This is a genomic window from Rhizobium sp. 0TCS1.26 (assembly GCF_050455525.1).
GTDB lineage: Bacteria > Pseudomonadota > Alphaproteobacteria > Rhizobiales > Rhizobiaceae > Neorhizobium.
In genome coordinates, this window is the sequence record NZ_JBCIYV010000001.1 from 475036 (window position 1) to 489336 (window position 14301).

The 14301-nt window shown below is 62.8% G+C and carries 12 protein-coding genes; 1 reads left to right on the plus strand and 11 read right to left on the minus strand.

Annotated features, from left to right (window positions below; translation table 11 throughout):
- Positions 1-88: 88 nt before the first annotated feature.
- From AAIH46_RS02325 to AAIH46_RS02350, 6 genes are all read right to left on the minus strand, one after another.
- Positions 89-1006: a PhzF family phenazine biosynthesis protein gene (locus AAIH46_RS02325; RefSeq protein ID WP_430303909.1), complete on the minus strand. Its 918-nt coding sequence runs from the start codon at positions 1004-1006 to the stop codon at positions 89-91.
- A gap of 89 nt (positions 1007-1095) precedes the next feature.
- Positions 1096-1839 (minus strand): NUDIX hydrolase, encoded by a 744-nt coding sequence (locus AAIH46_RS02330; protein ID WP_430303910.1) that lies wholly within the window; start codon positions 1837-1839, stop codon positions 1096-1098.
- Complete coding sequence (locus AAIH46_RS02335) at positions 1836-2945, minus strand: endonuclease/exonuclease/phosphatase family protein (RefSeq protein ID WP_430303911.1); 1110 nt, start codon at positions 2943-2945, stop codon at positions 1836-1838. Before AAIH46_RS02335 ends, AAIH46_RS02330 begins: the two co-directional genes overlap by 4 nt.
- Before the next feature lie 49 nt (positions 2946-2994).
- Positions 2995-4026 (minus strand): ABC transporter ATP-binding protein, encoded by a 1032-nt coding sequence (locus tag AAIH46_RS02340; protein ID WP_430303912.1) that lies wholly within the window; start codon positions 4024-4026, stop codon positions 2995-2997.
- Positions 4014-5708 carry an ABC transporter permease gene (locus tag AAIH46_RS02345; RefSeq protein ID WP_430303913.1) on the minus strand — a complete coding sequence of 565 codons (1695 nt, stop codon included), beginning with the start codon at positions 5706-5708 and terminating at the stop codon, positions 4014-4016. Before AAIH46_RS02345 ends, AAIH46_RS02340 begins: the two co-directional genes overlap by 13 nt.
- Positions 5709-5713: 5 nt before the next feature.
- Positions 5714-6697 carry an ABC transporter substrate-binding protein gene (locus AAIH46_RS02350; RefSeq protein WP_430304976.1) on the minus strand — a complete coding sequence of 328 codons (984 nt, stop codon included), beginning with the start codon at positions 6695-6697 and terminating at the stop codon, positions 5714-5716.
- Positions 6698-6927: 230 nt separating this feature from the next.
- Between AAIH46_RS02350 and AAIH46_RS02355 the strand changes: the two genes are divergently transcribed.
- A complete protein-coding gene (locus tag AAIH46_RS02355) occupies positions 6928-8829 on the plus strand; it encodes a CASTOR/POLLUX-related putative ion channel (protein WP_430303914.1) in 1902 nt (633 codons plus the stop codon).
- Positions 8830-8889: 60 nt separating this feature from the next.
- Here the strand turns inward: AAIH46_RS02355 and AAIH46_RS02360 are convergent, their stop codons facing one another.
- From AAIH46_RS02360 to AAIH46_RS02380, 5 genes are all read right to left on the minus strand, one after another.
- Entirely contained in the window at positions 8890-10041 is a 1152-nt protein-coding gene (locus AAIH46_RS02360; RefSeq protein WP_430303915.1) for an epoxide hydrolase family protein, read from the minus strand.
- 164 nt (positions 10042-10205) lie between these two features.
- Positions 10206-11432 carry a PLP-dependent aminotransferase family protein gene (locus AAIH46_RS02365; RefSeq protein ID WP_430303916.1) on the minus strand — a complete coding sequence of 409 codons (1227 nt, stop codon included), beginning with the start codon at positions 11430-11432 and terminating at the stop codon, positions 10206-10208.
- A 209-nt stretch (positions 11433-11641) separates the two neighbouring features.
- Complete coding sequence (ilvC, locus tag AAIH46_RS02370) at positions 11642-12661, minus strand: ketol-acid reductoisomerase (RefSeq protein ID WP_430303917.1); 1020 nt, start codon at positions 12659-12661, stop codon at positions 11642-11644.
- A 74-nt stretch (positions 12662-12735) separates the two neighbouring features.
- Complete coding sequence (locus AAIH46_RS02375) at positions 12736-13332, minus strand: TetR/AcrR family transcriptional regulator C-terminal domain-containing protein (RefSeq protein WP_430303918.1); 597 nt, start codon at positions 13330-13332, stop codon at positions 12736-12738.
- 498 nt (positions 13333-13830) lie between these two features.
- The gene (locus AAIH46_RS02380) at positions 13831-14244 is read right to left on the minus strand and encodes a winged helix-turn-helix transcriptional regulator (RefSeq protein ID WP_430303919.1); all 414 of its coding nucleotides are present in this window, start codon (positions 14242-14244) and stop codon (positions 13831-13833) included.
- Between the last annotated feature and the right edge of the window lie 57 nt (positions 14245-14301).

Consider the following 14301-nt stretch of genomic DNA (forward strand, 5'->3'; position numbering starts at 1 on the left):
AAACACGTCTGCATCGTCCTTCTCCGCTCGGCTCCCAATAACGCCGACCTCGGATCCAGGTTCCCATCGGCCGAAAAAATATCCGGAATCAGAGATGGATCTCGCCGGTCGCTATCTTCACAGCCTGCCCCCCAATGCGCGCCCGCGCAATGGCACCGTCCTTCACATCTATGTGCAGATGAATGAAGGAGGGACGTCCCATTTCGACGCCCTGCTCGATCAGGACAGGATGATGGCCGTCGGGGAGCCCGTCGAAATGCCGGATTGCACCGGACAGAGCAGCGGCTGCCGCTCCCGTTGCCGGATCCTCCGCTATTCCCATGTCCGGCGAGAACATCCGGGTGTGGAATTTAGCCGCATGGTGCACCCCGCCACGGCAATAGAGGTAGGCCGAGGCCATGCGACCCTCGACGAACGGCGCCGCCTTCTCCCATAGGCCGGGGTCAAACTCGACCGACTGGGCAACCGCCAGATTGTGCAGCGGCAACATCAGAAACGGCACCCCGGCACTCCAGATCGACGGCACGTGATTTTCGAAGGCGAGATCGGCAACCTTCACGCCAAGCGCGTCGGCAAGGCCCTGACGGTCGAGATTGAGCTCGATCCGGGATGGAGTGCGCGGTAGGTCAAACTCGGCGAAGCTTGCAGCCTCCGCCGACAGGCGCACGGCGCAGCGAACCGGCCCGACCTTTTCCTCCAACACGCAGACAAGGTCGAAATCCGGACGCTGCTCGGCATGATTGAGTTCACAGAGCGCTACCGCCGCGCCGACCGTCGGATGTCCCGCAAACGGCAACTCGCGCATTGGCGTAAAGATCCGCAACCGCCCCGCATGTGCCGGATTGGCGGCATTGCAGACGAACACCGTCTCCGAGAGGTTCATCTCGCGTGCCAGGGCCTGCATCGTTTCGTCAGACAAAGCGTCTGCATCGAAGATCACGGCCAGCGGATTCCCCGCCAGCCGGCGATCGGTGAAGACGTCATAAATGGCGTAGCGAAGACCCAAGGAAACCTCCTCATGCGATACTCATTCATGGCTGCCGGAACCGGCAACCTGACCGTTCGCGCCCAAACTGCCCGAGACGACCTCTTCCTTCAACCCGCAATGTCTCGCGGGTTGCCGAAAACGAAGGACAGAACGATGCGCGTCAGCCCGTCATAATTGGAGGCCTGCGGATCGGCATCGCGAATCGCGTAGACGGCGTCGATCTCAGGATTGGGGTCCGTTTGCATATGCGTTTCGACACGCCGACACATCTCTTGCGCCGTCATCGGGAAGCGGAACAGCCTGAAAGCATAGTGACGACGGTTGAAGCCAGTGGCGTAGAGTTGCGGATCGGCGACCGCCTCGGCAACGGAAAGACCGGTCTCCTCAAGCAGTTCCCGCGCCATGCTGCCCAGCGTATCCACCTGGCCGCCCGGCATCACATCCGAGCGGTCGAGCGAACCTGCAGCGAAGTAGACTTTGCCGGCATTGGCCGTATGCCGGGCCATACGGATGACGATCAACGCGCCGTCGCTGGACATGGGAACGGCGCTGGCGACGAAGATGCCACCGCTGACCGGCTGCCGCTGCTTGAGCCACCACAGCAGCGTTGCGAAGTCCGAGAGCCTGGCCCGCGCATGAACAACGCCGTTCTCCAGCCGCACCTCGTCCTGCAGCAGCACGTCGCCATTGAACAGCGCCGGGTTGGCCGTCGTTTCAAGCGCCCAGTTCCGGGCAATGGCATCGGCTTCTGCAATCTGGAACGGATGCTGCCCGGCCTGAAGGCGCATGTCGACGCGGTCGATCGGCACGACGGTCCGTTCGCTTGGCCAGATGATCCTGTCCGAACTCATGGAAGCTCCAGCGAAACGACCACCGGGCAGTGATCAGAAGCCTTGGGCCGATCCCAGCCAACGCGCGGGAAACGCTCCACCTGCTGGCCAGCGGGCATGGCGGTCCGGTACGGCTGTCCCTGGCGAATGATCTCCGGGAAGGCGTCCGGATTATGCCGCGCCAGCGCCTGCGACAGGAAAATGTAGTCGAGCTGGCAGAGGTGCTGTTCCTCCGGCCCCCGGGAGTGAAAGAGTGTCCAGCGATCCATCTCCGGCCTGCGCCTGACGATATTGTCGGCAAAGCCGTCGCGGGTGAAGATGTCGAGCGCGCTCATCTCCTCGCGCACCGGCTCGAAGGCATAGCCGGAGAATTGGTCGCCGGTGACCTTCAGGCGCTCCTGATAGTCGTTCATGTCGCCGCAGATGACGAAGCTTGCCGTGCCGGCACCGTCGGTGCCGAAGCGCCGCTCGATGATGTGCCGAACGGCCCTGACCTCCGCCTCGCGCACCGGCATGCTGGCAAAGCGGCCATCGGTATCGTCGCGCGACTGGGTCATCGACTTGAGATGCAGGACGTAGATGGTCAGCGGCTTGTTGCCGATCCGCACGTCGACCTCCAGGCAGTCGCGGCGGAAGACGCGATCGTCGGGCTTGTTGGTCAGGGCGATCTGCGGCGTGAACAGCCCAAGCTGCTGATAGGTGAGCGCGGCGTGGCTGCGTACTTCCACCAGTTGGATCGGCTGACCGTCACGGGTCTTGTCGCGCATCATCAGCGCCACGTCGATGCCGCGCGTGTCGTTGCCTTCGACCAGAACCTTCTGGCGATAGCCGACACCCATCATACGGCTCAGATAGGCGCGCTCGAAACTGTTGAGCGCCGCCATGTCGTCGACTTCCTGCAGGCAGAGGATGTCAGCACCCGTCGCAGCGATCGCCAGCGCCGATAGCTGGCGGGTATCGTCCGTCTCCGAGATCAGCCGCGCCTGTTCGAGATCGCGGTAGAGTTCCTTGTCGCTGACGCCGAACATCCGCACGACCCGGTCCTGCCGATTTTCGTGACGAAAGCCCGAAAAATCAAAGCGGGCCATCAGGTTTTCGATGTTGAAGGTGGCAATGCGGAGGGGCATGGATGGCTTTCACGGTTACGGCGCAGAAGAATAGCGTCGCGGCAGCGGACTACAACCTCCATGCCGAGCGGATCACCACCCGAACATGATCGCCAGGGCTTGCAGACCTGCGGGTGAAGGCGCGGAGCCCCTGCCCGTCGGCGAGCTTCAAGCCGAGCGCGTAACGCTCTCCCTCGAAGACAACGGTCTCGACCACAGCGTCCAGCCCCTCGCCGGAGATCACCACGTCCTGCGGTCGAACCAGCACATCGGCGAGCGGCATGTCCGGGGATGGCCGCAGGCCATGCAGGCCCCTCACCTGCGTCCAGTCGGCCTGACGTGATGCTTCCTGGGGCCAGGCCAGGCTTAAGATGGAGCCCTGCCCGATCAACCCGCCAACCAACTTTCCCTCAGGCCGCGCGTAGATCTCTTCCGGCGGCGCTGCCTGCAGCAGCCGTCCTTCCGACATTACTGCGACATCGGTGGCAAGTGCCATGGCTTCGGCCTGGTCGTGCGTCACGTAGATCATCGTCGCGCCGGACCGGCGGTGGAATTCGCGAAATGTTTCTTCCATCTCCTGGCGAAGATGCCGGTCGAGGTTGGCGAGAGGTTCGTCGAGCAGCACGACATCCGGTTCGGTGACCAGGCATCGGGCGAGCGCCACGCGCTGCCGCTGGCCACCCGACAGATCCGCAGGCCGGCGTTCGGCGAATTCCTCGAGCCGCACCGATGCCAAGGCATCGCCCACGATCCGGCGCCGCTTCTCGCCGCCGATGCCGCGCACCTTGAGCGGATAGCCGACATTTTCGGCAACGCTCATGTGCGGCCATAGCGCATAGGACTGGAAAACCATCGCCATGTTGCGCCGCTCGGGCGGAACGCTGGTTGCGGCATCCGCCAGCAGGCGTTCGCCGAGCAGGATCGCACCGTCGGTCGGCTGCTCGAAGCCGGCAATCATCCGCAGCACGGTCGTCTTGCCACAGCCCGAGGGGCCGAGCAGTGCCAGAAATCCGCCTTCGCGAATGGTCAGCGAGACGTTGGAGACGGCCGACCGACCCGTGCCGAAATCCTTCGACAGATGGTTGAGGGTCAGCTTCGCCATGGCACCACTCCCTTGGGAAGCCGGCCGGAGAGCAGTTCCAGCAGCCCCATCATCGCCAGCACCAGAACGACGACCAGCACCGACAATGCCGACGCCAGATTAAAACTGCCGCTGTCGTCGAGATTGTAGATCGCGACGCCGAGCGTCTGTGTGCCCGCCGACCATAGAAGAGCCGATACCGTCAGTTCGTTGCAGGCAATCAGGAATACCAGCACCACCGAGGCACCCGCCGCCGGCGCCACCAGCGGCACGAGAATGTCGCGCATCCGCCGCCCGAAGCCTGCGCCGGCCAGCCGCGCCGCCTCCTCGAGCGATGGATCGAGCTGCCGGAAGGCGCTGGCGATCGGTCTCAGGCTGACCGCGAGAAAGCTCGACAGGTAGGCGAACAGCAGGATCCAGATCGTCCCGTAGATTGAGACGCCGATCATCGGCAACGGTGCGGCAAACAGCAGAATGCAGGCGACCGCAAGAACGATCCCGGGGAGCGCGTAAGGGACATCGGCCAATGTTCCGATCACCGCCGCCACCCGACGATTGCTGCGTGCCACGACATATCCCATCAGCACCGTGACCAGGAGGAGACCAAGTGCGGTCGAAAGAGACAGGAACAGCGAGTTGCGGAATGCCGAACGGATGGCCGTCTGGCGCAAAACAACTTCCTCGTAAGCATGCAGGGTCGCGGTCTTCAGGGTGAGCGGCACCCCATAGGCGGGCGCCAGTGAACTGGCGACGAGTGCCGAAAACGGCAGGATGAGAATGATGATCATCAGCAACCACAGCAGGAGCTCGGCGACCAAGCGATATCCGTTGAGCTGGAAAACCTGGCTGAGTCCGCTGAGACCGATGATGCGATAGTCGCGGCCCTTCAGGACACGTTCCTCGACCAGCAGGCCGGCAAGCGACAGCAGCGCGATGACGCCCGACAGCGTGGAGATGTCGGCGAACGTGTTGGTCCCGAAGCTGGCGAACTTCGCATAGATCAGCGTCGGCAGCGTATATATCCCGGCCGGAATGCCGAGGATGGCGGCAATGCCGAAATTGCCGACATTCGAGACGAAGGCCATCGCAGCACCCGCGGCAAAGCCTGGCAGCGCCAGCGGCAGGATGATGTCGCGAAGCACCTGGAACGGTGAGGCGCCGGACAGTCGCGCCGCCTCGATGCCATCGCGCGGCAGGGCCAGCAGCCCGGCCCGCAGCGCCAGATAGACGAGCGGCGCGCTTTGCACGCCCAGCAGAAGCGCAAGGCCACTGAGTGAATAGAGCGGTTGCGGGCTGCCGAGCGGCGGCGCCATGCCGATCGCCTTCAAAAGCGTGCTGGAGGGGCCCGTCAAGCCGAGCCAAGACAGAGCCGTCACCTGCGGCGGGATCATCATCGGCAGCATGAAAAGGAAGCCCAGAAGCGTGCGGCCGCGGATGTCGAAGAGGGTCAGCAGCAGCCCGATCAGGCCGCCGAGCAACACCGAAACCAACATGCCGAGAAACGAGCTGGCCAGCGTATTCCAAGTTGCCTTCCACAGCGCCGGGTCGGAGATCAGTCCATCGCCGCCGCCACGCAGAAGCGACAGGATCCCCGTTGCGGCAAGCCGGCCAAGCGGCAGGACGCTGAGGCAGAAGAGAACGATGAGCACAAAAGGAAACAGCCAGCGCGGCTGGCTGCTTCCGTGACCGGTGGATGTCGGCATGCGCCTCAGCCGTTGCCGCCAAAGATCTCGGAGAATGTCTTGAGATCCTTGTCGCTGCTCTTCAGGGCTTCCGCCGGGTTGAGCGGCATCACCTTGATCGTGTCACGCGCCGGGAAACCTTCCGGCACCGGCATGCCGTTGCGCGCCGGGATGTAGCCGAGCTTCAGGAAACCCTGCTGGCCCTTTTCCGACAGCACGTAGTCGACGAACTTCTTCGCCGCATCGGCATGCTTGGTGCCGGCCATGATGGCCACCGGCTCGGTCACTGCCGACACGCCTTCGCTCGGGAAGACGAACTCGACCGGTGCTCCCTTGGCCTTTTCGCGGATTGGCATGTAGTCGACGACGACCCCATAGGCCTTCTCGCCGGTGGCCACCGACTTCAGCACTGCGCCGTTGCCGCCGGCAGCCGTCGCGCCATTGTCCTTCAGCGCCTTGTAGTAATCCCAGCCAAGCGCCGGATTGCCGGCCAGCGTGTGGGCGTGGATGAGCGCTGCCCCGGAGGTGAGCGGGCTCGGCATGCTGACGAGACCCTTGGCCTCTGCCTTTGCCAGATCCTTCCAGCCGGTCGGCTTCATCGCAGCCTGGGTGTTGTACATGATGCCGGTGGTGATCAGCTTCGTTGAGTAGTAGAAGCCGTCCGCATCGTAGAGCGAGGCATCGTAGGACGGAGCTTCGGCCGATTTGTAGGCGAGCAGTCGCTTGTCCTGCTTCAGGCGCTCCAGCGTCACGGTGTCGGCGATCAGCAGCACGTCGGCGACCGGGTTGCCGGCTTCGATCTCGGCCATCAGCTTGGCCATGATCTTGGTCGTGCCGTCGCGCACCCATTCCACCTCGACGCCTGGATTGGCGGCCTTGAAGCCGTCGACGGTCGCCTGTGCATCTTCATTCGGCTGGCTCGTGTAGATCACCAGATCGGCGGCGGCGGCCGGCTGGCCGAGCGCGCCCAACGCCAGCAGTGCGGTAAATGCGGAAACAAGCGTCTTCATCATTCAGTTCCTCGGTGCGGATTGAAGCCGACCTTAAGCATCGCTCATTGACACGAATGTGACAGCCGATGCCAGCCGAAAACGTGTTGCGTCCCGTCGCCGAAGAACAACCGCGACGAAATTTACCCTGTCGCATGATTTGCCGCGTCTGACCTTCGCCGGCTGATTGATTTACAGCGGCTTTGCTGTAATCGCTGCAGTGCGACATTCGTCGAGGGGGCGCTTCCATAATGAAAACTCGGACACAACTTGCAGCGCGACTGCGCTACGAGTTCGACAAGACCATGGCCGGCGGCGCGATAGCGCTGATGGGCTGGCTGGCGCTGATCTCGCTCTTCGTCATCTTCCTCGCCGGCGCCATCCTCGCGCTGACCGGCATCGCTCCCGAAGGCGGCTCGTCCGTCGGCTTCATAGAGGGCGCGTGGGAATCGCTGATGCGCACCATGGATGCCGGAACCATCGGCGGCGACCAGGGCTGGAGTTTCCGCGGCGTCTCCCTGATCGTCACCATTGCCGGCATCTTCGTCTTCTCGGCACTGATCGGCGTCATCAGTTCGGGTCTCGAGGAGAAGCTCAGCGAATTGCGCAAGGGCCGCTCCCGTATCCTCGAAACGGATCACACGATCATCCTCAACTGGTCTCCCTCGATTTTCGATGTCATCTCGGAATTGGTGATCGCCAATCAAAGCCGCCGCCGTCCGCGCATCGTCATCATGGCGAACAAGGACAAGGTGGAGATGGAAGACGAGATCGCCGCCAAGATCGCGGACCGCAAGAATACGCGCATCATCTGCCGCAGCGGCGATCCGACCGATCTCTACGACCTCGGCATCGTCAATCCGCAGACGTCACGGTCGATCATCGTCCTGTCGCCCGACGGCGAGGATGTCGACGCCCAAGTGATCAAGACGGTGCTCGCCCTCGTCAACGATCCGCAGCGCCGGCCGGAAAGCTATACGATCGCCGCGGAAATCCGCGATGCCGGCAATGCCGACGTTGCCCGGATCGTCGGCGGCAGCGAGTTGCAGCTGGTGCTGGCCGACGACCTGATCGCCCGCATCGTCGTCCACACCAGCCGCCAAGCCGGTCTCAGCGCGGTCTATTCCGAACTTCTGGATTTCGACGGCTGCGAGATATACACGATCGAGCAGCCCGAACTTGTCGGGAAATCCTTCGCCAGCGCTGTCCTGAGCTATGAGAACAGCACGTTGATCGGCCTGTCTCTGCCGTCGGGTGAGGTCGAGATCAACCCTGCCGCCAATCGCGTCATCGTCGCGGGCGAGAAGGCGATCATCATTGCCGAGGACGACGCGTCGATCGTCACCTGGAGCGGCGACCACGCCATCGACAAGCCGTCCATACGGCCGATTGTCAAGCGCACGACAGTGGCTGAGCGCACGTTGATCCTCGGCTGGAACCGGCGCGGTCCGATCATCGCCAGCGAGCTTGCCCGCTACGTGGCACCCGGCTCGCAACTGACGATCGCTGCTAATGCGCCGCAGTTCGAGGCCGATGTCGCAGAGCTTGCCATCGATCCCGCAGTCATGCGCATAGACCACAAGATGATCGACACCAGCAGCCGCGCGGCGCTCGACCTCCTCGACATCCCCTCCTACGATCACGTGCTGGTGCTCGGCTACAGCGACAGCATGAACGCCCAGAGCGCCGATACCCGCACTCTGATCACCCTCCTGCAACTGCGCAAGATCGGCGAGGCCGCTGCCCGCCATATCAGCGTCGTCAGCGAAATGATCGACGTGCGCAACCGCGACCTTGCCGAAGTCACCCGCGCCGAGGATTTCGTCGTCAGCAACAAGCTGGTCAGCCTGATGCTAGCCCAGGCTTCGGAGAACGAGACGATGGCGGCGATCTTCGCCGAACTGCTCGATGAGGAAGGCTCGGAAATCTACATGCGCCCGGTGAGCGACTATGTCGACATCGACCGCCCGGTGAACTTCTTCACGCTGGCATTTGCAGCCCTGCGGCGCGGCGAGATCGCCATCGGCTATCGGCGGCAGCGCGATGGGGACGAAGACGAGCGCAACCTCGGTGGCGTGACGGTAAACCCGCCCCGCGCCCAAAGGATCGAATACGACGACAGCGACATGCTGATCGTGCTGGCTTCCGACTGACGCCGCCGGACTGACCTCATCATCCGCACGCGCTGACGACGCGTGCGGACTGTTGCTCGATCAGTTCCGTAAGGGGCGGAAGAAGGTCCGTATATCTTCAGCCAGCAACTGCGGCTGTTCGAGCGCTGCAAAATGCCCGCCGCGCGGCATGTGTGTCCAGCGTTCGACGTTGAACACGCGCTCCACGTAGGATCGAGGCGGCGTCGGCATTTCGCCTGGGAAGAGCGCCATCGCCATGGGCGGCTCAATCCGGTCTCCCGGTTCGAACGACAGCGGTGCCAACCTGTTCTCCCGGTAGATCCGAAGCGACGCGTCGATCATCCCGCCGAACCAGTAGATGCTGACGTCGCGCAACACCGCATCCATCGGGATGGCATCCTCCAGATTGCCCCCGCAATCACTCCAGGAGCGAAATTTCTCGACCATCCAGGCCGCAAGGCCGATTGGCGAGTCGGTGAGCGCAAAGGCGAGCGTCTGGTGCTTCGTCGCCTGGAGCGCCGCATAGGCTCCCTCCTCAAGGCTCCACGCGGCCGCGCGATCGAGAAAATCCTGCTCCTCCTGCGAGAGTGGTTCGGCACCGGGCAGAGGCGGCCTGTAACTGCCGGGAATATAGTTGAGGTGGAGGCCGGTAAGCGCTTGAGGATACAGGCGGCCGAGCCAGGCGGTCACGCCTGCCCCGATGTCTCCGCCTTGTGCGGCAAAGCGGCTATAGCCGAGTTCGCGCATCAGTGCGAACCATAGCTCTGCGACACGTTTGGAATTGGTGCCCGGTCCGGCAGGCGCTGCCGAGAAACCGTAGCCTGGCAAGGACGGCACGACGACGTCGAATGCATCCTCCGCGTCGCCACCATGCGCAGCCGGATCGCTGAGCAGGTCGATGATCTTCTCCATCTCGGTGAAAGAGCCGGGCCATCCGTGCGTCAGGATGATCGGCATCGGCCGGGGACCAATGCCGCGCTGGTGGAGGAAGTGGATGTCGGTGCCCTCCACTCGCGCCATGTACTGCGGCAGGCGATTGAGAGCTGCTTCCTCACGCCGCCAGTCAAATTCGGCCAGCCAGTAATCGACCAGCCGACGCATGAAGCTGCGTGGGGCCCCGGCCTCCCAGCTTCCGTCGTCGAAGGAGGTTGGCCACCGCGCGCCCGACAGACGGCGACGCAGATCTTCGATGGCCTCGTCGGAGACGTGGATCTGGAAGGGACGGATGCTCATGCTCGGGGTCTCGCCTTCCCTGTGTCGGTCACTCTGCCAGCTGCTGACGAAGATCAATGACCGATGGCATCTGCGTCAAGAGAGCTCGGACAGCGGGTTCATCCATGACCGGAAAACCCGCCGGAATGGCGGGTCATCCTATCGTTACGCTGTGAAGGCGCCGGTCAAGCGGCCTTGGCTTCCGCGCTGCTGATCAATCGGCCGAGGCGCTGGATGCCTTCCTCGATCATCGCCTCGTTGGCGCAGGAGAACGACAGCCGCAGCGTATTGGTGCCGGACCGGTCGGCGAAGAAAGCCTGACCCGGCACGAAGGCGACCTTCTCCGTCTCGATCGAACGCGCCAGAAGCTCGGCACCGTCGAGCCCCTTTGGCAGGGTAACCCAGACGAACATCCCGCCCTGCGGCTTGGTCCAGCTGGTGCCGGCCGGCATGTATTTTTCGAGCGCCGCCAGCATCGCGTCGCGCCGCGCGCTGTAGGCCGCGCCGATCTTGGCGACCTGATTGTCGAAGATGCGTTCCGCGACCGTGGCGATGGCGATCTGGTTGATCGTCGAGGAATGCAAATCGGCGGCCTGCTTCATCAGCACCAGCTTGCGGATGACCGACATGTTGGCGACGACGAAACCGACGCGAAGACCCGGCGCCAGTGTCTTGGAAAAACTGCCGGAATAGATGGTGCGGGTGTTTTCGATGCCACCCTTGCGCGCGATTTCGAGCGACAGGATCGGCGGGATCGGATCGCCGTCATAGCGCAGCGACTGGTAGGCCGCATCCTCGAGCACCGCGATGTCGAGTTCGTCGGCAAGGTCCAGCAGCTTTTCGCGCGCCGCGCGATCGACCGTCTCGCCGGTCGGGTTGGAGAAGTCGGCGGACAGATAGGCGAACTTCACCCTGCCGCCGTTGTTTGCTGCCGTCTCGCGGTAGGCTTCAGGCGTGCGGTTGCCGCCCGGCGTCAACTGGTCGTAATGCGGTTCGTAGGCGTTGAAAGCCTGAAGCGCGCCGAGATAGGTGGGCCAGGTGACCAGCGCGGTATCGTTCGGCGACAGGAACAGCTTGCCGAGGTAATCCAGCGCCTGCTGCGAGCCGGAGGTAATGAAGACGTTGTCGACGGTGCACTCGATATCGATCTTCTTCATCTCGCCGACCAGCCATTCGCGCAGCGGTCGGTAGCCTTCGCTCACCGAATACTGCAGCGCGGCGTTCACCTGCGGGCTGGAGAAGATTTCCTGATAGGCTTCGTTGAACGCCTGGGCTGGGAACAGTGCCGGGTCCGGGATGCCGCCGGCGAACGAGATGATGTCCGGGCGTTCCAAGAGCTTCAGCAATTCGCGAATTTCAGAGGCGCGCATCCGACCGGAGCGCGTCGCAAAGATATGATCCCAATCAAGCACGGGCGTTTCCTCTTATTTCAAGTTTCTAAGCTCAAGCGTTACATAAAGTTCGATAGGTCAGCAATACTGACTTATCGATAGCGATCAGATTTTTTCGGGTTTCCGGACGCACTTGCCTCGCCCGGCAGACCGGTGCCGGTGGCGAGCGACGCCAAAAGGCCGGAGCGTTCGCCCCGGCCTTCATGATTGCTGGCGAAGATGGCGAAAGCTTAGTTGACGGTCTTGTCCACGAGCTTGTTCTTGCCGATCCACGGCATCATGGCGCGCAGCTTGGTGCCCACTTCTTCGATCTGGTGGCTGTCGTTCATGCGGCGAATGCCCTTGAAGCGCGAACCGCCGGCGCGGTATTCCTGCATCCAGTCGGAGGTGAACTTGCCGGTCTGGATGTCGGTGAGCACGCGCTTCATCTCGGCCTTCGTTTCTGCCGTGATGATGCGCGGACCGGAGACGTACTCGCCCCACTCGGCCGTGTTGGAGATCGAGTAGTTCATGTTGGCGATGCCGCCTTCATAGATCAGGTCGACGATCAGCTTCACTTCGTGCAGGCATTCGAAATAGGCCATTTCAGGCGCGTAGCCGCCCTCGACCAGCGTTTCGAAACCGGCGCGGATCAGTTCCACCAGACCACCGCAGAGAACCACCTGCTCGCCGAACAGATCGGTCTCGCACTCTTCCTTGAAGTTGGTCTCGATGATGCCCGAGCGACCGCCGCCGACGCCGCAGGCGTAGGACAGCGCCAGTTCCAGCGCATTGCCCGAAGCATTCTGGTGAACGGCGACAAGGCACGGCACGCCGCCGCCCTTCTGGTATTCGCCGCGGACCGTATGGCCCGGGCCCTTCGGCGCGATCATGACGACGTCGAGCGAAGCCTTCGGCTCGATGAGACCGAAATGGACGTTGAGGCCGTGGGCGAAGGCGATTGCGGCGCCGTCACGGATGTTGCCGGCGATCTCGGCCTTGTAGATGTCGGCCTGCAGCTCGTCAGGCGTCGCCATCATCAGCAGGTCGCCCCACTTGGCGGCTTCGGCGACGGTCATCACCTTGAAGCCGTCGGCTTCGGCCTTCTTGATGGTCGGCGAGCCGGCCTTCAGGGCGATGACGACGTTGCTGGAGCCGGAATCCTTGAGGTTCAGCGCATGGGCACGGCCCTGGCTGCCGTAACCGACGATGACGACGTTCTTCGACTTGATGAGGTTGAGATCAGCATCCCGATCGTAATAGACGCGCATGTTCGAGTCCTTCCCTATGCGTGTTGATTTGAACGTGTGATCGACGGCACCTTCGGGCGACGCCGACATGTTGCTTACGCGCCGTGCAGCTGGAGGAAGGCGTCCACCGCCCTCGCCGCCTGGCGTGCATTGTCCTTGAGGCCTGCTTCGCCGAGCAGCATGCGCACATGCAGGTCGGAGACGATGAGGCCGTAAAGCGTATGATAAGCGCTGTCGGCATCTGGAAACCGCAGCAGATTGGCGCGCCGTCCGGCTTCCATCAGGCCGATCGCCCGACGGTCGATCTGGCGTCGTCCATGCTCGATCAGCAACCGCCCGAGCTTCGATCCCTCGCGGCTGGCCTGGCCGATGGCAAGCCGGTTGAGCGCCAGCGACACATCGCCCGACAGAACTTCCAGAAGGTCGCGACCGAATGTTTCAAGATGCTCGCGCATCAGGTCCGCCGTCAGCCGTCCACCGCTGCGCTCGAAGGTGCGTACCTTGCTTGCCTGAAAGGCGATCATCGCGGCCAGCAGGCCATCACGGTCGCCGAACCACTTGTAGAGACTTTCCTTGGAACAGTTGGCGGCGCGCGCCAGTCCCGACGTCGTCAACGCCTTCTCGCCGCCATCGACCAGAAGCTTGAGCGCCTGCTCCAGAACAGCGTTCTGGCGCGGCGAAAACTCAGGCATTTCTGACAGCTCAGCGGACACGTCGGTCACCTCCCAATTAAGTACCGTACGGTACGGTTCCCCTTCTAGCTGGAGGTAAAGCGATCGTCAAGCGGGCTCGGCATAGTGGGTGAAGAAAATGCTCCCGCGCCTCTTTAAGCGAGGAAGGAGAGCCTTCGGCGATTGAAACCTATTCGTCCAAGGCGAAGTTGTCGGTGTCATTGCGCTGCTACAGGCGCATGCCTAAGTCATGGAGACAGGCCGCTTGGCGGCCTCAGCGAGACACCAACGTTTAGGAACTAATATGCGTATGTTGACCGCAGCATCCATCGTCGCCTTGGTCGCCGGATTGACCGGCTGCCAGACGGCACCCGATTCCCCGCATGCCACGACGGGCGTCTCTTTGTCGACGAATGATCCTTACGCGTCGCCAGGGCCGGTCGAGCCGCACCACCGCAACAGGTTTTCACGCTGAATATCGCCTGAGCCTACACCAATCGGGCTTCGCCGGCAGTCAGGCTAGACCGGCGAGGCGTCGAATGTCTCGCGGGCACGCCTGACGGCGGCGTGGTTCGTGCCGGCCCAACTCAGTACATGCGACAGCGCGTCGAACATCGAATGGCCGAGCGTCGTCATGCTGTACTCGACGCTGGGTGGCTTGGTCGGGAATACCGTGCGATCGATGTACCCATCGCGCTGCAGGTCGCGCAGCGTCTGCGTCAGCATTCTCTGGGAAATATCCGGCACCAGACGGCGCAGTTCGCCGAACCGGTAGGGCCGTTCCGACAGCGCATGCAGGAGCAGCATCGACCATTTTCCGGAGATCTGGCTCAACACATCGCGCACCGGGCAGTTTGAAGTATCCCAGTCGGCAATGGCGGAGAGGTCGGATCGCTGAGGTCCCAGCAGATGGGCAGGTGTTCGTTGATCCATGGTGGTTCCCTTCCGGTAACGATCTCCCCCGAAACTGCCTCCTTTACACCCGTGGGT